The sequence below is a fragment of the Bartonella sp. OT172YNZD genome, from assembly GCF_042193725.1.
Lineage (GTDB): Bacteria > Pseudomonadota > Alphaproteobacteria > Rhizobiales > Rhizobiaceae > Bartonella > Bartonella grahamii_A.
Genome location: NZ_JBHILZ010000010.1, coordinates 62,692 through 84,714, shown reverse-complemented (window position 1 = coordinate 84,714; position 22,023 = coordinate 62,692). Strand labels below are relative to the sequence as shown.

At 38.9% G+C, this 22,023-nt stretch carries 16 protein-coding genes and 1 pseudogene; 8 read left to right on the top strand and 9 right to left on the bottom strand.

Annotated features, from left to right (window positions below; translation table 11 throughout):
* Positions 1-49 precede the first annotated feature (49 nt).
* Positions 50-2,056, bottom strand: a complete 2,007-nt coding sequence (gene tkt, locus ACFIJS_RS06000; RefSeq protein WP_375650633.1) for a transketolase — start codon at positions 2,054-2,056, stop codon at positions 50-52.
* Between the two features lie 334 nt (positions 2,057-2,390).
* Here tkt and ACFIJS_RS05995 point away from each other — a divergent pair, with 334 nt between their 5' ends.
* Both ACFIJS_RS05995 and ACFIJS_RS05990 read left to right on the top strand, forming a co-directional pair.
* On the top strand, positions 2,391-2,666 hold the full coding sequence (locus ACFIJS_RS05995; protein WP_375624320.1) for a DUF4164 domain-containing protein: 276 nt from the start codon (positions 2,391-2,393) through the stop codon (positions 2,664-2,666).
* A 12-nt stretch (positions 2,667-2,678) separates the two neighbouring features.
* Positions 2,679-3,062 (top strand): cell division protein ZapA, encoded by a 384-nt coding sequence (locus ACFIJS_RS05990; RefSeq protein ID WP_375650631.1) that lies wholly within the window; start codon positions 2,679-2,681, stop codon positions 3,060-3,062.
* Positions 3,063-4,534: 1,472 nt separating this feature from the next.
* Here ACFIJS_RS05990 and pyk read toward each other — a convergent pair.
* Both pyk and ACFIJS_RS05980 read right to left on the bottom strand, forming a co-directional pair.
* Positions 4,535-5,971 carry a pyruvate kinase gene (gene pyk / locus ACFIJS_RS05985; protein ID WP_375650630.1) on the bottom strand — a complete coding sequence of 479 codons (1,437 nt, stop codon included), beginning with the start codon at positions 5,969-5,971 and terminating at the stop codon, positions 4,535-4,537.
* Positions 5,968-6,456 carry a DUF1036 domain-containing protein gene (locus ACFIJS_RS05980; protein ID WP_375624328.1) on the bottom strand — a complete coding sequence of 163 codons (489 nt, stop codon included), beginning with the start codon at positions 6,454-6,456 and terminating at the stop codon, positions 5,968-5,970. The genes pyk and ACFIJS_RS05980 overlap by 4 nt, the downstream gene beginning before the upstream one ends.
* A gap of 264 nt (positions 6,457-6,720) precedes the next feature.
* Here ACFIJS_RS05980 and ACFIJS_RS05975 point away from each other — a divergent pair, with 264 nt between their 5' ends.
* Positions 6,721-6,981 carry a DUF2312 domain-containing protein gene (locus ACFIJS_RS05975; RefSeq protein ID WP_375624330.1) on the top strand — a complete coding sequence of 87 codons (261 nt, stop codon included), beginning with the start codon at positions 6,721-6,723 and terminating at the stop codon, positions 6,979-6,981.
* Between the two features lie 533 nt (positions 6,982-7,514).
* On the opposite strand, the pseudogene ACFIJS_RS05970 reads toward ACFIJS_RS05975, so the two are convergent.
* The 4 genes and pseudogenes from ACFIJS_RS05970 to ACFIJS_RS05955 all read right to left on the bottom strand — a co-directional run bounded on the left by ACFIJS_RS05970 (position 7,515) and on the right by ACFIJS_RS05955 (position 11,603).
* Positions 7,515-8,081, bottom strand: a pseudogene (locus tag ACFIJS_RS05970) (GNAT family N-acetyltransferase).
* Between the two features lie 536 nt (positions 8,082-8,617).
* Positions 8,618-10,480 (bottom strand): ABC-F family ATP-binding cassette domain-containing protein, encoded by a 1,863-nt coding sequence (locus ACFIJS_RS05965; RefSeq protein ID WP_375650629.1) that lies wholly within the window; start codon positions 10,478-10,480, stop codon positions 8,618-8,620.
* On the bottom strand, positions 10,480-10,866 hold the full coding sequence (locus tag ACFIJS_RS05960; protein ID WP_375650628.1) for a hypothetical protein: 387 nt from the start codon (positions 10,864-10,866) through the stop codon (positions 10,480-10,482). The genes ACFIJS_RS05965 and ACFIJS_RS05960 overlap by 1 nt, the downstream gene beginning before the upstream one ends.
* A 101-nt stretch (positions 10,867-10,967) precedes the next feature.
* Positions 10,968-11,603, bottom strand: a complete 636-nt coding sequence (locus ACFIJS_RS05955; RefSeq protein WP_375650627.1) for a thiamine diphosphokinase — start codon at positions 11,601-11,603, stop codon at positions 10,968-10,970.
* Positions 11,604-11,750: 147 nt separating this feature from the next.
* Here ACFIJS_RS05955 and ACFIJS_RS05950 point away from each other — a divergent pair, with 147 nt between their 5' ends.
* Complete coding sequence (locus ACFIJS_RS05950) at positions 11,751-13,313, top strand: M48 family metalloprotease (protein ID WP_375650626.1); 1,563 nt, start codon at positions 11,751-11,753, stop codon at positions 13,311-13,313.
* A 318-nt stretch (positions 13,314-13,631) separates the two neighbouring features.
* Here ACFIJS_RS05950 and ACFIJS_RS05945 read toward each other — a convergent pair whose 3' ends face one another.
* Complete coding sequence (locus tag ACFIJS_RS05945; RefSeq protein WP_375624337.1) at positions 13,632-14,543, bottom strand: RNA polymerase factor sigma-32; 912 nt, start codon at positions 14,541-14,543, stop codon at positions 13,632-13,634.
* 574 nt (positions 14,544-15,117) lie between these two features.
* Between ACFIJS_RS05945 and ACFIJS_RS05940 the strand changes: the two genes are divergently transcribed.
* The 3 genes from ACFIJS_RS05940 (at position 15,118) to ACFIJS_RS05930 (ending at position 17,950) form a co-directional block, all read left to right on the top strand.
* Complete coding sequence (locus ACFIJS_RS05940; protein WP_375650625.1) at positions 15,118-16,698, top strand: hypothetical protein; 1,581 nt, start codon at positions 15,118-15,120, stop codon at positions 16,696-16,698.
* 21 nt (positions 16,699-16,719) lie between these two features.
* The gene (gene fdxA / locus ACFIJS_RS05935; RefSeq protein ID WP_375650623.1) at positions 16,720-17,061 is read left to right on the top strand and encodes a ferredoxin FdxA; all 342 of its coding nucleotides are present in this window, start codon (positions 16,720-16,722) and stop codon (positions 17,059-17,061) included.
* A gap of 304 nt (positions 17,062-17,365) precedes the next feature.
* On the top strand, positions 17,366-17,950 hold the full coding sequence (locus ACFIJS_RS05930) for a CarD family transcriptional regulator (RefSeq protein ID WP_375650622.1): 585 nt from the start codon (positions 17,366-17,368) through the stop codon (positions 17,948-17,950).
* A 1,656-nt stretch (positions 17,951-19,606) separates the two neighbouring features.
* Here the strand turns inward: ACFIJS_RS05930 and rpmF are convergent.
* Positions 19,607-19,786 (bottom strand): 50S ribosomal protein L32, encoded by a 180-nt coding sequence (gene rpmF, locus ACFIJS_RS05925; RefSeq protein WP_005774555.1) that lies wholly within the window; start codon positions 19,784-19,786, stop codon positions 19,607-19,609.
* A gap of 424 nt (positions 19,787-20,210) precedes the next feature.
* Between rpmF and ACFIJS_RS05920 the strand changes: the two genes are divergently transcribed.
* Positions 20,211-21,113 carry a polyprenyl synthetase family protein gene (locus ACFIJS_RS05920; protein WP_375650621.1) on the top strand — a complete coding sequence of 301 codons (903 nt, stop codon included), beginning with the start codon at positions 20,211-20,213 and terminating at the stop codon, positions 21,111-21,113.
* Positions 21,114-22,023 lie beyond the last annotated feature (910 nt).

The window sequence follows — 22,023 nt, the reverse complement described above, 5'->3', positions numbered from 1 at the left end:
CACAGAATATGATGCACTACAACCACCTCATTCATAACAACACAAGCTGTCATTTTGTCTTTTCCTCTTTGATCTTTCCACGCTCTTTTTCAACGGTGGCGACCACATTCTCACAAGTAATACCGAAATGCGTATAAAGGGCATCAATTGTTCCACTTGCCCCAAAGCCCTCCATACCAATAAACACACCATCACAGCCAATAAAACGGTCCCATCCTTGCCGGATGGCAGCTTCAATGGCAATTTTAATCGGCGCATCTCCAATGAGAGCACGCTGATAGGAGCAAGACTGTTGAGAAAAGAGTTCAAAACAAGGCACAGAAACCACACGCGTTGGGATGCCTTTTTCTTCTAAGACTTGATGCGCTTTTACTGCAATTTGCAATTCTGAACCAGAAGCAAATAGCGTCACTTGTGCATCATCGCTAGCTGTTAGGAATTCATAAGCACCGAGCATACAGAGATTTTCTTCTTCATACTCTTGACGCAAAAGCGGTAGATTTTGTCGACTCAAAGCCAAAGTAGAAGGCGTCCCGCGTGCTTTCAAAGCCAATTGCCAACACTCGACTGTCTCCATAGCATCAGCAGGGCGGAACACAAGATGATTAGGCATTGCGCGCAAGGAAGACAAATGCTCCACGGGTTGATGCGTAGGACCATCCTCACCAAGACCAATGGAATCATGAGTCATGACATAAATCACCCGCAATCCCATCAAAGAAGAGAGCCGCATAGCAGGACGCATATAGTCAGAAAAACATAAAAAGGTTCCCCCATAAGGAATAAAGCCGCCATAAAGGGCAAGACCATTCATCACGGCTCCCATTGCATGTTCGCGAATTCCATAATGCAAATAGCGCCCTGAAAAATCTTTAGCAAAGATACTTTTCATCTGACTGCTTTTTGTATTATTAGATCCGGTTAAATCAGCCGAACCACCAATGGTCTCAGTAACGACTCCATTGATAACTTCAAGAGCCATTTCCGAAGCTTTACGCGTAGCAACAACGGGACGCTCTTCAACCAATTTCTGTTTATAAGTATCAATAACGCCATCAAATCCGCCCACGAGATCGCCGCGCATCAATCTTTCAAACTCCACACGTTCTGAGACAGGAAGATCAGCAAATTTTTCTTCCCATTTTTGGCGTTTTTTAGCAGCATTGAGACTAGCCAAGCGCCAATTATCGAGAATATTGGCTGGAATAACGAAAGGCTCAGCATCCCACCCTAAAGCGATACGGGTTTCAGCGATTTCTCGTGCACCTAAAGGGGCTCCATGAACTTTATTGGTACCCGCTTTATTTGGTGCTCCAAAACCAATTGTTGTTTTACAAGCGATCAAAGTTGGTTTATCAGAATTTTGTGCTGCCTCAATAGCCCGTGCAATTGCTGCTTGATCATGCCCATTGACTTTATGTGTCTCCCAACCAGAAGCTTTAAAACGCGCAATCTGATCTGTACTGTCAGCAAGTGAAATCTCTCCATCGATAGAAATATTATTATCGTCCCACAACACAATAAGCTTATTGAGTTTCAAATGACCAGCAAGGGAAAGTGCTTCTTGAGAAATCCCTTCCATAAGGCATCCATCGCCCACCAACGCGTAAGTGTAATGGTTGATAAGATCACCAAAACGAGCATTTTGCAAACGCTCACCAAGAGCCATCCCCACGGCATTAGCCAATCCTTGTCCAAGTGGTCCAGTGGTTGTTTCGATTCCCGCCACATACCCATATTCTGGGTGCCCAGCAAGCTTTGCCCCTAATTGGCGAAAATTTTTGAGATCCTCAAGAGAGAAATCTTCATAACCAGAAAGATACAAGAGAGCATAAAGCAACATAGACCCATGTCCTGCTGATAACACAAAACGATCACGGTTAGGCCAGCGAGGATTTTTAGGATCATGAGCAAGGAATTGTGTATAAAGAACCGTAGCAATATCGGCTGCCCCCATTGGCAAGCCCGGATGACCAGAATTTGCTTTTTCAATCGCATCAATAGCAAGAAAACGGATAGCATTGGCCATCTGATTCTGTTGGTGGGTGTTTGTCATGAATAATCGACCATTTCGTTAAATACGTTATTCTGTTGCTTTTTATGTATTCTCTTAAAATTCTCAAGAAATACTATTTTTCAACCATTAGCGTGAAACTTTTTGCCACCACTTCAATAACATTAATAACATTCCCCTCACGCGTCCTGTATATCCATGTCATTTATGCCAATACGCGCAAAAAATCCAGCTTTTAATTTATATCTATCCCCTGCTTTGCTTGCTAAAATATCCTACATACTTAAAAATAAAATGCACACAATACAAGAGTGAAAGTGATTCGTTTTTGCATAACGCATTGATAAAGGATACAATTACCCAAAGGATAGAAGCAATGAACCAAGAGACTACGGTTCTACAAGACGCTCTAGAGCACCTAGAAAAAGCACTTAGAACTTTAGAGATCACCATAGTAAACCGCAATGCCGTTATTGATAAAAATAACGAATGGGAAGAAGAAATTCAACGAATGAATGCTGACCGCAGCCATCTTGCCCAAGCGCTTGACAAAGCTGAAGCCCAAATTGAACGCTTAGAGTCCGTAAATAAAGAAGTTTCCAAACGTCTTATTAAAGCAATGGAAACAATTCGTGTCGTCATTGATAGATAAAGGTTTATATGTATGGAAACTGTTTCCGTTACCATTGATGGTAAAATTTATCGCATGGCTTGTGATAAAGGACAAGAACGTCGTCTTATTGCGCTTGCTGCTCAATTGGATCAATATATCACACATTTAAAGAACAATTTTGGTGAGATTGGAGACCATCGTTTATCGGTTATGGCTGGCATAATGATTATCGATGAAATGGAAGAAATAAAACGAGAAAATAAAAAATTACAAGAAGACTACGATGCTCTTTTACGACTCCACAACGAAAGAGATCGCACCATGGGGAAAATTATGCGTGACACTACACAACGCATTGAAAATCTCACCAACCAATTGCTCAAAGATGATCAAAACCGCACAAACATTCAAGAACAAGAACAGGAAGATTTCTAAAAATACATCAGCGCATAATAAATCAGTGATTTGACTTGTCCGCCACACCTCACAGGATAAAAATTCTAAAACCTACACCTGTCTGTAAATAGTCCGGTTTTTTATAGAGAGGATTCCAGCTACTCACTACTTATGGGATTAACTTAAAACTCAATAAGAAAGTCCTACCCTGAATCTTTCACCTCCGCACAAACACTTCTTATATCAAGGAGGCAACCTTATATCACCACACTTCAAATGAGATGTCTTTTAACAGCGCAACAAGATAACAAAACCGACATCATTGTAAAAAAAATCATATAAATGACAATAGAAACAAACAAATAAAACATTCTCCAAGAACAAGAACTATATTCATGTTCCCTATAACTGCATACCAAAAGTCCTTGTCCTTAGATAATATTAAGCAAATTCAATATATATTTCCTTATCTATTATACCGTAAAACACCGCCATTTGATAATATAAGCACTATAGAGTCTTTGCACCTGAAATATCCGTCAGATGGAACCCACCGAAGAGCACCGTATCGTTTATAACCCAGTGTTAATTAAGTATTTTCATCATTTAGAGCAAAAAAAAAGCCAAACCCGAGATTATGTTAATCTGAGACAACTTCAAACATCATAAACTACAATAATAGCTCTTGAAAACATTCTCTACCGACATTTTATCCTTATAACAAACAATCCATCCATATTTCCCTCCCCAGATCTCAAAGCCTTCAAGCGTAATAAAAGAGCAAACCGGCACCATCATTATAACCAGCCTCCAATATCGCAACAGCCTCCTTGGCTCTTAAACGATTCATAAGAAGTACGCCTTTCTTATACAGTTTTTACCTACAAGACCCCCACCTGTGACGTACAAGCAAATAGTTATGATTGACAAAATCATAAACAAATTCAAAATAAGAGAACCTTACGGTATTCGGGGTTTTAATTCAATATAAAGAACGCTATATTATCATTATAAATCAATATGTTGCAAATGCGCTGACAAAGCATATTCTTAAAACACATTCACCCAACACTTTTTTCATGACATACCAGCATGACTTTTTAGGCACATAATTTTAATTTTATTCAATTCTATTTGCAAAAGTTTAAAATGAGAAAAATTTCAAGGCTCTCATTCAAAAAGCAAAAGAATGAACTCTCATTATCAATAAACATCTCGCTCGTATAAACATCAACAAAGCAATCCCCAATATGCCTCAATGAAATAAAAGGGTTTCTCCCATTAAATGCCCTACCATAAAAGCAGCTTCCTCAGAACTAAAACAAAATCAACAGACAATATCACCGCATCTGCTCCCATCTCCAAACCGGACGACTTAACGCAACACCTTGCTATCTTACGATAGGAGATAAAAGAATAGTGAGTCTATGGAGGCATTCACAAGAAGCGCACACCCATTGTTTTTAAAAGCTGTTCAAAGGCGCATGAAAAAACACTATACGTACATGGGCTCAAATCCCTTTCGTTCCATCTTGGGAGACAGAAGCAATACGCAAGAGATTTGTCGCACCAGGCGTTCCAAGGGGAACACCAGCTGTCACAAGGAAGCGATCTCCCCCTTTGCAAAAACCTTCCTGAAATGCAATAGCTGCTGCACGATCAACCATATCCTCTAAATTCCGTGCATCCTCGGTCACTACACAATGAAGCCCCCAAACTAAAGCTAAACGCCGTGCTGTTTCCACAATAGGAGATAAAGCAATAATTGGTCTATTGGGACGTTCACGAGAGGCACGCACCCCCGTTTTTCCTGAAGCCGTATAGGCAACAATAGCTGCTAATGCAAGTGTTTCAGCAATCTGACGCGCTGCAAGAGAAATCGCATCTGTTCCTGTTGATTCTGGTGCTGGATGTTGTGCCCCAACCTGAGCTGCATAAGTGTGATCTTGTTCGATTTGCCGCGCGATTCGATCCATCATAAGCACGGCTTCTTCAGGATAACGACCAGAAGCAGATTCAGCAGACAACATCACCGCATCTGTTCCTGCATAAACTGCTGTAGCAACATCCGACACTTCTGCGCGTGTCGGAACAGGAGATGTGATCATTGATTCGAGCATTTGTGTTGCCACCACCACAGGCTTTCCTGCTAAACGACAAGCTTTTATGAGCTCCATCTGAAGTGCAGGGACTCTTTCCAAAGGCATTTCCACTCCGAGATCACCCCGTGCAATCATAATACCATCGGATACATCAATAATTTTCTCTATATGCTCTAAGGCTTGAGGCTTTTCGATTTTAGCCATCAAAGACACCTTTCTTTTCGTCAACCGACGCACCGCCATAATATCTTCTGGACGTTGAATAAAAGAAAGAGCAACCCAATCAACAGGCTGCTGTAAAAGAGCCTGAAGATCCTCCTTATCTTTTGACGTCATCGAATCAAAAGGCAAAATTGTATCGGGAAAACTGACACCCTTTCGATCAGAAATACGGGTTCCAGCAACCACGCGACACTGTACATAATGACCATCACAAACTTGCGCACGCAGTTCCAGTTTTCCATCATCAATCAACAACCGATCCCCTGGTTTAACAGCCGAAAATACATCCTCATGAGGAAAAAAAACACGCTGTGCATCACCAAGAACATCGCGATTATCTAACGTAAAGCTTTGCCCAACACGCAAATCTTCTTGACCCTTAGTAAAACGACCCACACGCAGTTTTGGCCCCTGAAGATCCACTAAAATACCAATGGGTCGCCGAACTGTTTTTTCAACTTCTCGTATAGACTTGACCAAATTACTCATCATATCACGATCAGTATGGCTCATATTAAGACGAAAAACGTCTGCTCCTGCCCTAAAAAGCTTCTCAATCATCAAACGAGAAAAAGAAGAAGGACCAAGAGTCGCAATAATTTTCACTTTACGTGCACGTTTCACGGTGGAGAATTTCCTGAAAGAGAAGGTATAACTGAATTGTTTAACAAAGACTCATCGGTCAACTGTACCATCCAACTGGTTTGATTTCCGGTATCGATTTCTTTAAATTCAGCCTTTTGATATCCTCGAGGGAAACAATCATGAACCCCTTGAATGGTAAATTGGCTATCTTGCACACACATGGTTACAGAGCCTGCCCAGTTCCCTTTTTTTTGTGCCCCTTCCGCATAAAAATAATAAAACCGTGAAGCAAGAGGCCCCTCAATTAAGGTTTTACACTCTGTCACTGGTACCGTCCACCAGCCTTCGCTCACCCACCCTGAAAATGTACGATATCCAAGAGCAACCCCTACAGACTGTTGGGTTGTATTACAAACCCTAAAATCAGCTTTTGCAAAAACAACAAGAGGAAACAAGAGCAAAATGCTCAAGAGAAAAACCTTTAACCCTTTATGAAACACCCAATATCGTTTTTTTAAAATCACAAAACTTCCTTTATAATGTCAAGCTCTCAAAACAAATGACACATTTCTTTTTTCAAAAGCTTTTCAAGTCTAAAATGTCTATTTTTATATTTTTCTTTTTATAGCCCTTTTATCAATGCATATATCTTAAAAATTTTACAAAATATTTAAAGTCAATTTGTAAAAAAACTGTGTAGCTTGATTTTCTTTTTGTTTTTCAAGCTTTTTCAACATAAATTCGTCGTCGAAAAACAACTTAAAATATATAACTTGGAGAAAAATACAATGAACGATACAGTAACCGACCAAACACACGCTATATCCGTAAACCAATTACGCTCTTTTATCGAACGTATTGAACGGCTAGAAGAAGAGAAAAAAACCATTTCTGATGATATTAAAGACGTTTACACTGAACTTAAAGGCTCTGGTTTTGATAGCAAAGCTGTTCGGAGCATTATACGGTTGCGTAAAAAAGAAGAGCATGAACGAATAGAAGAAGAAGCAATCATTGAGCTTTATAAAAATGCACTTGGTATGAATTAAAACCATTGATAACATTGGAAATTTTCTTACGAAAAGAAAATGCAAAAAACAAATGAATGTATAAAAATTTCACCCAACAATAAGCAGTTTGTGTAACCTGTAACAAGACTATCGGTCACAGAATACACAATATTGCAACAGCCCTCACATTTAAAAGGATTTATACAGAGCATTTTTATCCTTGTCTTCCAATCATTTTTATCCACACAAACCCTCACTTGTACGTCAATCCATTTTATGATGTGCAAGAGAGATGATTTTTATGATTAAACATCACTAGATTTGAAATGAAAAAGTCTTACGATATTTAGGATTCTCTTCCTTCAAATTGAAAAAATGAATGATGATGATAAATCAATTCATTATCTACGAAAAGAAACATATAGAGTGGTCAGCAGTTGAAATCCGCTAAACAAGAGTCTGAAATGTTTACAAAAGAAGACGTGAAGAATCTTCGTCTTTTAGGATAGAAAGAAATTCGGCATATTTACACATTTGATAAAAAGCCCCTTAATAGAACTTTTAATAAAACTTTATTCGAACCTATTGACAGACTCACACAGATCTTTGATTCGAGAGGTTAGAAAGTGATCTCTCCTTTTTCCAGAAATCATCAAATAGTCTTTGGCATAGCCTTCTTTTTCGAAATGAAGATGCTTTAATATAAAGTCGGGCTTTTTATGTTCACAGGTCTATAATTTGCCATCACTCTATGCAGATGATAAACATGAAAGATATGCCGCATTAGAGCCGATAAACTCTCAAACATGAGAGCTTTGCCTTTTTTGTTTTTCCTCAAGAGAAAAACCAAGATGACAAGCTTGAAAAACAACCCGAACAACATTTGTAAAATTCACAACACCAATGACTGTGTTTTCATTTTTTAATCGTACGACATATCGCTATGCTTGTCCTTGTGCACTCTCATAAGCAAATGCATTAGCTCGTATTTCCCAAGCTGTTAGGCTGTAGTAACCATCAGATCTTAACAGTTCAAAAGAACGAAGATGATTCGAATTACGGAGGGAATAAGAAGACAGTTCAGCTGCATCTTCTAAACTGATCAATGTGGAAATTGTGTGCTTTGTTTTAATTGCCATCATTTTCTCCTCCTAAAAACGTTACAATAACACGTTGATTTATCTAACAAATCATCATTTTTAAACTTAAATCATAACGTCGAATACAGTAAGCTTTCTTCATCACAACACCTCTCACGTTAGAATCAATGAGGATTATTTGCTTTTCCATCATAAGCGAGGTTGGTGTATTTAGGGTATAAGGTAAAGACAAGGGAATGTTTCTTATGAATGCTCTCAAGTTCCAAGGGGGCTGTAGCAGCATTGGGGACTGGCGTACTTCCATATACGAAATTTTGAAAAAACTCATGGCAAAGAAACAAAACTATCTTTGCCTTGTAAGCTCAGAGCATACTTTTTTTGCGCTATCATATCACTGCACTCGTATACAAAACCCAATAACCCTCACCTTAAGGTGCTATATATTACAATGCGATCTAAAAAGTTTCTGCCATGACTCATCGACAACATTGTTCCCGAAAATCAGCCTTAAGATCTTGTAACAAATCCAAGAAAACGTGATAATGCGATACAAATCTCTTAAAATGTTTTAGATATTACCGTGAACACGTTTCCATTTCTTCGCGTAAAATTTCAAGTTCTAACCATTCTTCTTCTTTTTGTGTGCATATATTTTTCTTTTTTTCCAACGCTGTTGATAAACGCTCAAAACGCTCTTTATCACTGCAATAAAGGGCTGGATCAGAGAGCTCTTGTTCAATTTTTTTGATTTCATTTTGCAAAACAGCAATTTCTTCAGGCAATCTTTCCAATGCATAAACCTGCTTATAAGACAATTTACTTCGTGTTTTTTTCTCCCGCACTATCAAGCTATGATCTGTTGATGAGTCTTGCTTTGAAAGCTCTCCCGCATGAGATTTTAAAGGTGCTTTACGCTGCGATAATTCTGTTTTTTTGCGTTGTAAACTCAGAGCTTGCTGATTTTGCGCCATCATATCACTATAACCGCCCGCATATAAAACCCAATGACCATCACCTTGAGGTGCCAACATATGCGTTACAGTACGATCTAAAAAGTCTCTGTCATGGCTGACCAACAATACTGTTCCCGCAAAATCAGCAATAAATTCTTGCAACAAATCCAAAGTTTCCATATCCAAATCATTGGTCGGTTCGTCAAGAATCAAAAAATTTGCAGGACGTGAAAGAAGTCGTGCAAGCATGAGGCGCGCTCTTTCTCCCCCTGAAAATTCTTTAAGGGGAGTGCGTGCTTGTTCAGGCAAAAATAAAAAGTCTTTCATATAAGAAATCACATGCCGCTCCAGCCCATTGATTACGAGAGTATCACCTCTTCCTCCCGTTAAATAATGTGCTAAAGTTTCTTCTTCGTTTAAAATACGTTGCTGATCAAGCAACGCCATAGAGAGATTATAGCCATGCCTCACCGTTCCACTATCCACGGCTTCTTGTCCAATTAATGCAGAAAGGAGCGTTGTCTTTCCGATACCATTGGGTCCTACCAAACCGATTCGATCACCACGCTGAATGCGCAAAGAAAAATCTTTCACGATAATGCGATCACCATAGAATTTTGAAATTTTCTTTGCTTCAAGCACCAATTGCCCAGAATCATGACTTTTCGCTGCTGTCAAAAGTGCATTTCCCGGCTGCCCTTTATAGGTTTGATGACGCTGTCTTAAGTTTTTTAATTCCCCCAAGCGCCGTACATTACGCTTACGCCGTGCGCTCACGCCATAACGCAACCATTGTTCTTCACGGGCAATTTGGCGCCCCAATTTATGCTGTTCGATGGCTTCTTCTTGTAACGCCTTATCACGCCAACTTTCAAATTCTGAAAAACGCTTTTCCAGTCTTTTGGTTGTGCCACGATCAAGCCATACCGTTGACCGTGTAACATTTTCTAAAAATCGCCGATCATGGGAAATCACCACAATTGCTGAACGCAAAGAAGACAAAATAGCTTCCAGCCATTCAATAGTTGGTAAATCAAGATGATTGGTTGGTTCATCTAAGAACAAAATATCGGGTTTTGCAGCAATGGCCCGTAACAGTGAAACACGCCGCTTTTCGCCTCCCGAAAGCGTTTCCAATTTTTCCGCCCCCGAAAACCCTAAATTTGTGCGAAGCGTATTGATCCACTGGACATCAGAGGTATCGTCCAGCCCCGCTTCCACATAAGCGTTAATATCTTCAAATCCTGAACAATCCGGATTTTGTGAGACATAACGGAGCGTCACTCGCGGGTGGCGAAAAATTTCGCCACCATGAGGCTCTAATATTCCTGCAGCAATTTTTAACAGGGTCGATTTTCCACAACCATTACGGCCGACCAGCGCGATACGCGCCCCCTGCTCAACCGATAAACAAACTTGATTGAGTAAAGGTATTTTTCCAAAATTTAAGAAAATGCGGTCAAGCCGCAGGAGCGGCACCGTCATTAACGAACGCGGTGCGGACAAGGTGCTTTATACATCATCCCTCTTACATCACGGTAAGAACACAATTGTCGTACAGGCACTCTTTGTGCACAAGGCGCTTGGTAAACATGCCCTCTACGACCACGATACGTGCACAATTGTGATGCCTGTCTTTGTTGTTTTCTTTGATTTGCAGCCGCACCTGTTACTGTTCCAGCCAAAGCACCAAATGCTGCACCGGTAAGTGCTGCTCCAGGCGTACTTCCAGCAATAGCAGTTCCAGCCAAAGCACCGATTGCTGCGCCTCCTACGCCGTAACGTGCAACACGTTCATCGTTTGTGGTACAAGCAACTGAACTGAAACCAATGGCTGAAACAACGGCCACTTTAAAAATTGATTTTAACATATCAAAACCTTTCCTTCTTAAGATCAATACATAATATATCGTTTATGTCGGCACTTAATCACTAAGCCCCCCTGCCTTATTCAAAATATATTGGAAGAGCTTTATGGAATAGGCACAGACGCTAACAAGATAGCTTTTCCAGAACCTAAATGGCAAGAAAAGGTTCCACAAATACGGTTAGAAAGTGTTAAAGAAGAGCCAAATGACACATTTATGTCGCAAATTGGCCATTTTACCCCTGCAAGAGTTAAGCCTTTTAAATCAGAAAAACCGATAATACTAAATAAACATCCCTTAGGCAAATCATACGAACAAGGTTTTGACAAAACCGGCCATCCTTCTTCCAAACCGCTTGTCAACAACACTGAAATGCCCCCTTCAGCCAGCACCAATGCTTGCGTCATATGAGAAAGGCTATGATCACTTCTTTCACCTCCCAAAGCACCGCACAAAATAAGCTTTTTAGCACCATTTTGCAGCGCTCTTTCACAAGCCAGAGCACTATCTGTCATATCTTTATCAGAGGGAAAAACCTCACACGGAACATGACTATATTTGCGTATTAAATTCTCATCTGATGAATCAAAATCGCCTAACCACAATTCAGGCGACACATTAAGCGCTGCCGCATGACGCATACCACCATCAGCAGCAATTACCCGACTGTTTTGAATTTGATTAAGCAAGCGATCAGTGATACAAATATCTCCATTTAACAATATCGTAAATGTTGTCATGCCATACTTTGCCTTTCACAAATTTTCCTTTATAGCGCACCCTTTTATAGGTGAGAGTCATTTTTTATAAACAAAAAGCGTGATATAGCCAAACGAATCCTTATCCCTAATGACTCTCTTGAAGAAACATACGATACAAAGATACAAATGCAATTTGCCAAATTACTCCACAGAAACAATGTGCACCATGGTCCAACGCACCCCATTTTTCAACGCAATTCTCTTTTTCGCTCGCGCCTATATAAAGCAACTTTCATAAGTTTAACGTTTCTCCTTTCGGCTTGTCATACGCCCCTCTCTCAAAATGATAGGTTTTCTTCCAATTCTTCTAAAACAATCAAACATACCAACAATCACAATATCTATGTCACATTAAGCGTTCTGCAACACCCACGTATTTTGCAAATGTATGGTGGCGCTTATTATGATGCAAAACTTGAACACCTTTTAGCAAAGATTGTCGGTAAACTGACAGTTTCATCACATAGTTCTCATCAAAGCTATTCTATAACAATTTTAAACTCAGAGAGTGTTAACGCATTTGCGCTCCCCAATGGCGCGATCTACATCACTCGTGGTATGCTGGCACTAGCCAATGATTCTTCAGAAGTTGCAGCCATTTTAGCCCATGAGATAGCACATATCAGAGCCAATCATGGTATTTTACGCCTGCAAAAAGAAGCCCAATTAAAGATGACAAATCACATATCTTCACGTCTTCTTTCTTCTATTGGCAAAAAACTTCATAACCCTATGCAAAACAAGCAACAACTCGCGCAATTTTCCCGCAATCAAGAGCTGGAGGCTGATTCCCTAGCACTCGAAATGCTCCAACAAGCAGGATATGATCCATTTGCTTCACCGCGCTTTCTTCAAACAATGGAAGCCTATAGTGCTTTGCATAATATCTCCGACACCCAAAATGCCTCTCTAGATTTTCTAGCCTCTCACCCAACCACCCCTCAACGCATTCGGCTTGCGATAGAAAAAGCGCGTAAAATCAGTAAAGGGAATAGTAAAACAACCGATCGCGATTCTTTTCTCAAAAGCATTGATGGCATGATTTTTGGAGGAGGCTTTTATACAGGTTTTATACGAGGCAACCAATTTATTCACCCACAATTGCGCATAGCTTTTTCTGTTCCAAAAAATTTTACAATAGAACATTCAGCACACACTGTTTGGGCCAGTGGACCAGATAAAATTGCGATTCGTTTTGATGCTATTCCGCATCTTGCTGGAATATCTGCGAATGATTATTTGAAAAGCGGCTGGATTATCGGGCTAGACCAATCATCTATCCGCCCCATCACAATTCAGGGGCTCCCCAGTCAAGGATTCCAAAGCCAAAGCTTACTCGGAGCACGAGCCCATGCTACCAATGAGCAATGGCAATTTGATGTAGTTGTCATTCCATTCAACAACCACATCTTTCGTTTTCTAACAGCCGCTCCACATAATTCTCAAAATTTTGTAGAGGTTGCCCAAAAAACGCTACAAAGCTTTCATTCTCTTTCATCTTCACAGTTAAAAAAACTAAAGCCCTTAAAAATCCGTGTTGTCCGCGTTAAACAAGGAGAAAACGTTGCAAACCTAGCCAATAAAATGCAACACACACCAGATAAAGAAAAACTCTTTCGCATCCTCAACGCCCTCTCGCCAACACAAACTTTACCCGCAGGTACAAAAGTAAAAATTATTACAGAATAAGCCTTTTTCTCATCTGCTACAGTTTTGATTCTTTTCTATCTGTATCACGCCCTTCCCCCTTAAAGCATATTCACAAATGAAGAAGGACACTTTAAAAAACCAATTTCATCATACCTTCATACGCCTCCGTTTGATAGATACTGCCTCGAACTAATATCACCCCCAATCTTCCTCTGTTCATCAATAGCACCAAACACCTCCCCAAGGAGGCATATCCCTAGACAAATCTAGCAATCCCCTAAATCCAACTTCATCATACTCTCATATCCCCCCCACTTATATTTTCTCTCTTTTCCTCCCACAAAGCCTTTCGCTGCTTTATATATCGTAAGCATCTTCTGAATGAACCGTAAGGAGAGCAGAACGCAATTTCTGCAAAGCCCGAGCTTCAATTTGACGCACGCGCTCTTTCGAAATCCCTAACTTTTCCCCCAAAACTTCAAGAGTCGCACCCTCTTCATTTAAGCGACGAAAGCGAATAATTTCCAACTCCCGTTCATTGAGAATTTGCAACGCATCGTAAAGCCATTGTGTACGCCGTTGACCATCAATTACTTGCTCAATTAAAGCATCAGGAAGAGGACTATCATCCACCAAAACATCCATCTTAGCAATGGAATTATCACTGTTCTCAGAAACAGAAACACTCAAGGAATTATCAGAACTGGAAAAACGAAAATCCATCGTTTCAACATCGCGCACGGAAACACCAAGCTTTTCAGCGATTGTGCGAAAAATATCCTGTTTCGACAAAGCACTATCATCTTGTATCAGTTTTGCACGCAAACGCCGAAGATTAAAGAAAAGTGCTTTTTGCGAAGAACTAGTTCCCCCTCGAACGATTGACCAATTTCGCAAAATATAATCTTGAATAGAAGCACGTATCCACCACGTTGCATAGGTTGAAAAACGCACTTCCCGATCAGGTTCAAAACGTGCAGCTGCTTCCAAGAGTCCCACATACCCTTCTTGTACCAAATCCCCCAATGGCATTTTGAAACGTTTAAAGCGGTTAGCAATAGCAATCACTAAACGCATATGAGCCGCTGCAATTTGATGCATGGCATCATCATCACGTTTGTCTTTCCACCGCAGAGCCAAATCATGCTCTTTTTGTCGTTCAAGATAAGGTGCTTGCATAGCAGAACGCATCATATTACGTCCTAAGCTTTTGTCTGCATCGCTATAATTTTTGCTGCTTTTATAAACAGCATTTGAAAGATTACCCATAATAACCCCTTGCGATTAAAATTATCAAAATTGATTTGGCAACGACATCATTATTCTTTGCTTAAAGAACGCAAAAGTTGTTCACTTCTGCACTTGCTACTTTAACGTGTATTTTTATAATCGCAATTGTTTTTTTTACTGTCATGGTAAAACTTCTTGTCATAAGACACAATTTCACCTGCAAAATGCCTTTACAATATGCCTTTTAGCCTATGAAATTTTCGAAAAAACTTTCTCTTCACTTTTCATGACAAAACAGCAAAAAACAAAATGATCACGCAAAACAAATACTGTTCTTTAATAACCGGTTCCATTTCCTTTGAAATTGAAGAATTTATTCATGCTTTCAGCTTTACAATACAACCAATAAGTGTAATTTGCAAATATAAAGCATCCAAACTGAATGAAAACTGAATAAAAAAGAATCATCCAAGTTTTAAAGGTGCAAAAAGAAACATCAAAAAACGACAAGAGCGATTGAAGCAAACGCAACAAACGTGTTAAAGAAAGAGAACCATTATGAAATTGTCGCAAAAAGCTTTGAACCAATTTCGCACTGAGAAAGAAACTGATCATGGATAGCAAGATTGTTCAACAGAATGAAATTCTTCAAGATGATATTCTCATTGAAAAACACGGAAGGGGTAAATTTGAAGGTTTTCGTTTTTATGCCAACAAAAACAGTGCCAATCAAATAGATGAGAAGCAAATTTCAACGGAGAATGAAAATTTGATTCTTGCTTTTTCCAAACGCGCAACACGCTTTTGTGCTTGTGCAAATGGAGATTTTACCCTCAGTTCTGATGGAATTGTGCGCTGGATTGGTCAACCCGTAGGGCAACTTGTGGCAACAGAAGATTTTTTCAAACCAAAACTGATTGTTTTAGCAGATTCACAACTCACAGGAGAATCTCGCAATAACGTTGTGAAACGATTAGAACGCTTTGTCACCTTTCATTTTGAAACGGCTTTAAAACCCCTGTTTGATTTGCGCAATGCTGATAATTTAACGGATTCAACAAACAGTCTTGCTTTACAACTTTTTAATTCTTTAGGGATTTTACCACGCCGCGAAGTCTTAGACATTGTCAAAAAACTTGCGCAAGAATCACGTGCCGTGCTTCGGCGTCTAGGTGTGCGTTTTGGCGCTTTTCATATCTATGTTGCCGGAATGCTTAAACCTGCTCCGGTTCAAGCCATTACTCTCCTGTGGAATCTTCAAAATGCGGAACAAGATCAAACTGGTTTGGGTGAAATTTTTTCAGCATTATCCGCTGGTCGAACCTCTTTGATTGTTGACCCTACCTATAACCGCCAATTTTATCAATTAGCCGGCTACCAAATCCTAGGACAACGTGCTGTACGGATTGATATTTTAGAACGTCTTGGCAATCTCATCCGCCCCGCACTGCGTTGGAAACAAGGAAGTGATCCCAAACCCGATGGCGCCTATGATGGCAAAAGTTTTTTTGTTACACCGGCCATGATGTCCATTCTTGGAGCTAATGGAAACGATATGGAAGAAATCCTCAAAGGACTTGGTTATCAATCGTACAGCATAAGCAATACTGTTTTTGAACAAAATCTCTTTGCACACCAAACCTCTTCCCCTGTCAATGGGACAATACAAGATGTTCCTGCAGCAGAATGCGTTGGCAGTCAATGGAAAACAATAAGCGATTCAGCAACAACACGAGAAGAAAAAAATATCTCATACCCAAACACGTTATCCTTTGATATTGAAAAACATCCCCATAAAACCAATCGTTTACCAGCAGCTGAACCTGTTGGAAATTTTGCCAAATCTCCTCTCCCTACAGAAGAAGGTAAAGTTATTTTATTATGGCATTATAGGCATCAATTTCACCACAACGCACAAAAAAAACGTGATAAATTAGGAAATAAGTGGCAAAATAAATCGAAGAGCGCTGTAAAAAAAGGGGAACACACAAATGAAAATTCTCCTCAAGAAGTGCCATCACAAACAAAACGCTCTCATAAGTTCCACAAATCCCAAAGCAAACACGCAAATCGTAGACCTTTTCAAAAAGAAAAGCGCCTTAATCCTGATTCACCTTTTGCGAAACTAGCTATACTACGGGATCAACTCACCAATCATAAAAACACGCACACACTTTCCTCTAAAGAGAATTAAAATAACAAATGGAGTTTGATCTTGACCCACGTAGTAACCGACAACTGCATTCACTGCAAATATACGGATTGCGTTGAAGTCTGCCCTGTCGACTGTTTTTATGAAGGGGAAAACATGCTTGTTATTCACCCCGATGAATGCATCGATTGTGGTGTCTGTGTGCCAGAATGCCCCGCAGAAGCGATTGTACCTGATACAGAACCAGGATTAGAAAAGTGGTTAGAACTTAATCTTCATTATGCAAACAAATGGCCTAATATAACCACCCGAAAAGATCCTCTTCTTCAAGCAAAAGAAATGGATGGCGTTCTAAATAAATTAGAAAAGTATTTTTCAGAAAATCCAGGAAGTGGCGAAGAGTAACGATACAGTGTACACCCTCCTCCTTCAACAATTGAAGGACTTCTCTTGTAAAAATAAAAAAATCCTTAAGCGAAATTATTGATTCTTTAGAAGTTTGATGTTAGTGTTATTTTAACATGATCATCTTTCTAAGTATTTTTCTTTGCTTTTTATAGTAAGGCGATGTATTTTTTTTGGATTTAAAAGTACTCGGCTTTTATGCTCACTTAATTGGTACAATATACTTGGTTAAAGAAAACTCAACCCTCAGGTTTATAACCTGTTTTCCGATACATTTGTTGATCATAAGGGAGTAAACTAAAATATGGCATCCCAACATGGAACGTCCTCTAAGACTAAAGAATTTGCAACCTCTGAATATATCGTCTACCCTACGCATGGAGTAGGACAAATTATAGCGATTGAAGATCAAGAAGTTGCAGGACATAAATTAAAACTTTTTGTCATTCATTTCGCGAAAGATAAGATGGATGTCAAAGTCCCCATTACAAAAGCCCTTTCCGTTGGAATGCGTAAATTATCTGCTAGTGATTCTGTCGAACGCGCCTTAAAGGTTTTACGCGGAAAAGCACGCGTTAAACGAACCATGTGGTCACGTCGTGCACAAGAATATGATGCTAAAATCAACTCAGGAGATCTTATTTGTATTGCCGAAGTGGTTCGTGATCTTTTCCGCTCTAATCTACAGCCTGAACAATCTTACTCTGAGCGCCAACTTTATACAGCTGCTCTTGAAAGAATGGCCCGCGAAATTGCGGTTATTAATAGTCTTTCTGAAACAGAAGCTATCAATCTCATAGAGATGCATCTCTCCAATAAGCCGGAACGCGAATTTAAAACTGAGAGAGAAGAAACAGATGAAAACAGTAAAGCTGTCTACGCTGCATAATACACTCTTTCATCATAATGAGATATTTTGATAAAACCAGCTTTTCGCTGGTTTTATTTTTTTACATCCTCTCTGCCCTTAAGGACAAAGTTTCTTAATTAGCGCCAATCTATAAACAATCTAACTTTTCGACAAATTTCTCCTCCTCATTTTCTTGCTTCATAGATAACAAACTGATTAATCATCATAATCTAGCGTTATTCATATTAAATTAGAATCTTGAATATCGTAGGATTTTCTCATTTCAAATTTCTCTCATGTTGAATCAATCAAAATCACTTGCTTTTCGGTCACAAGCGGAGCTGATCCGTGGGTAAAAATTGTACAAAAAGAGCTAGAACCGTCTCAAGTACCAAAAGATATAGCAACATTGGAATCTGGCAAAATGTGTAAGGGTGTGGGGCTTGCTTTTTTATTAAGCATAAAGATCATAGTGCCGTTTATACACTGCACCGAAACTTTACCTTTTACCCTTCTACAAAACCATTATAACATTCAAAAACGCCGTTATAAAATGGATGCAACAAATATTGAAAAATATTCCTTTTAAAAAAACGCGTGACGATACAATATAAGCATAAGCGTATTTTGTATAAGCATAAGCGTATTTTGTCTTGGGCGCTTTATTTTACATGAGAAGCATTGCCCCATTACAGAATGCGATAAACAAAAGTATGAACTAAACCATCATCTCCATTCTGTAAAAGGCATTCCAAATACTTTTGAAAGTTGTAAAACTAACTTAAAAAATAACAATAAAAATGAACGTTAGCATTGCCCTTTGCAACTTCATATTTTTCCAAAATGAGGTTATCTTCTCATTTCAGAGATTACAAGATATAAGCAATATTCTTACTCCAATCGGATACACAAAATCTAGAATGATTCATAAAACTCTAAAAGTCTCAATCTCTGTTTTAAACAGACCGCTGAAGATTGGATATTGATGAACAGATAACAAAAAAATCATATACTCAGGTAAGCAACACCATAAAATCATTCATAAACCAGCTATGAACTGGAGAGTCATACCGGCTTTGATAAAATACTTTACTCAACCCCATACATAACACATCTGGTTTTAAGCTTACTTATTTTTACAAGCTGTTCGTAAAAAATCCCTTATATTCATAAAAATAAGAAAAAATACATGGACAATTCTTAGTTCAAAAATATGAAAAGAAAACATGATATTCATAGAAAAGTCTTATATTGCCTTTATCATCAAAAGCACTAAAGATTATTAAATGTGTACACCTTCTGTCTTGTAACGGTTTTCTCTTTTCTGCTCATAAGAAAGCAAGCTGGCATCAGGATACACTTAACCCCCAATGTTGCAATAATCCTTACATTTGAAAGTATTCATTAGAGACATTTTTTTTCTTTCTTATAGAGTTTTTACCCACATGCCAGCCGCACTCATGACCGAAAAGCAAGTGATTGTCATTGATTGAATATGAGAGAAATTTGAAATGAGAAAATCCTACGATAGACCTTTCATTCAAGGCGCAAAACAACAAATGATTTTTATAAATCAATATGATGAGGGCGACGCAAGGGCACCTCAATACCCATATTAAAGCGAAAATGCACGTCCCAAACGTGCATTCACTAATGAATCAAAGGAAGCTTACCACTGGAAATGAGATAAAACCCTCAGTCTTTAACCACTAAAACGGAACGCCCGCGATACATTCCTGTTTTCAAATCAATGTGATGAGGACGACGTAATTCACCAGAATTTTTATCTTCGATATAAGTCGGCGCCTTCAGAGCATCAGCCGAACGGCGCATGCCCCTCTTCGCTGGAGAGGTTTTTCGTTTAGGTACAGCCATAAAAAGACACTCCAAATCCATTAAAACAGAAAAAGCAATGTCAAAAATGACAATGCTTCATTTAAAAACACCATAAATTTGGAGATATTATACACTGATAAAAAAGAAGAGGCAATGTCAAAATGATCCTCTTCTTACCAAAAATGACCTTCTTTTATCAAAAATGGTGTCACAATGATCAAATGAATATCAAAAACACCGCAAAATTTGAAAATTCTATACACCAATAAAAGCATTTTCATAAGACCTTCATTCAATTTTTATTTGGCTTAGAAAGGGATTTGCGCATACAGTAGAGATACGGATAAAAAGAGAAATTGATTTTTAATAAAAAACGACGCCAATTTATGAAAACAAGAAAAAGTGACAACCTTTCTCTTTAAAACTTCATAATTTCATTTTTGTAAAAACAAAGGAAGCAAGAATGCACGAATTTACCACCCTTCTTGCAAAACATGGACACACCGTTGAAAAGCGGCTTGATACCCTGTTAAGTGATCAAATCCAAAATGGTGAAATTTCACGCCCTAAAAACTTAATCAAAGCCATGCGCTATGGTGTGCTGAACGGTGGAAAACGCCTGCGTCCTTTTCTTGTGATTCAAAGTGCCGCACTTTTTGATATCCCTGTAGAACATTCTCTTGATGTTGCATGTGCCTTAGAATGTATCCATTGTTATTCGCTCATTCATGATGATCTTCCCGCTATGGATAACGATATACTCCGACGTGGAAAACCCACCGTCCATATAGCATTTGATGAAGCAACCGCAATTCTAGCAGGCAATGCTCTCTTAACATTTGCCTTTGAACTCATTGCCCATAAAGCCAGTACTCTATCTACAGACATTAGAATCAAGCTGATCACGTCTCTTGCACAATCGGCAGGACTTGGCGGAATGTTAGGTGGACAAATGCTGGACCTTGAAGCTGAAAAAAGACCGCAAGAAAATACTGACATCATCACTCTACAACACATGAAAACAGCAGCCCTGATAAGCTTTGCTTGCCAAGCAGGCGCCATCATTGGCAATGCATCTAAAGAATTAACCGAAAATCTTACTGATTTTGGTACCTATCTTGGTTTAGCCTTTCAATTAACCGATGACCTTCTTGATGTCACCGCCAACACGCAAACCCTAGGAAAAACTGCTGGGAAAGATGAAACGGCACAAAAAGCAACTTTTGTTCATCTTTATGGTATTGAAGAAACCCAAAAAAAGCGAGATACACTCATCAGTAAAGCAGAAGCATTCTTACACCCTTTTGGCGCTAAAGCACTCCCCCTCCAACAAGCAGCACACTTTAGTGCAATACGCAAAAATTAAACTTCCCATTATAGTCCTTATCATGAAATGGGTGCAACAAATCTTGAGATGGATTTCATTAAACCAAGCGCGTGAATTTATAACACAAGTGCATTCTGGGTATCCTATTTTGCATGAAAAATGCCCTCCATTAAAGAATAAAAGAAACAAAATGTGAAACAATGCGTAATCACCATGCTTTAAAAGATATTACCGTAGATGCTTTAAAGCCGAATAAAAACGACCGGAAAGAGGAAAGCTCGTTTTCTCCTTCATTGTCTTTAATCTTCTAACGATAGGGCAAAAAATAAACGGAATAAGTACACAACAAGGCATTTTATAAACCCGCAAAAAACAATAAAAGAAGTACAATGCCTTCAGTAGAGAGTCGTAATTTTTATGCCTTTCCACGCTATCTTGTTGTAGAAGATCAAATATGGTTACATTCTGTAAATTCACTCGTGTATTGCTTGCTCTCTAAAAACACTTTTACAAAAGTGCTCATTATTTAGTTCAAGCATCATTTTTTTGAAGTCCGTATTTAAAATATCAGAAAAAAATGAACATAATTGCTATTTTGATTTTCATGCCCCCCTTAAAGAACAAAGTTTTTAACCCAATCTGCTCTGTAAACAGTCTAGATTCTTACCGAATAGGTTCCTCTAGCTTTCCACGCATGCGATTCACTTAAATTAAAGACTCGATAAACAAGACTTAAGAGTATTCACCATGCACTTTTAAAATACTCAATGTGTTAAACAGACTACCTTCACACCCCTCAAATGACAGTGTTTTACGGCATAAACAGGATAAATAAAGTCATCAATTTCAATAGAACGAACGACCAAAGCAGTATTATTACCGATCTCTCTTTTCTTCGCAAGAAAGCTACAAATAATTTATTTATAATGATAATTCAGCGTTATTCATA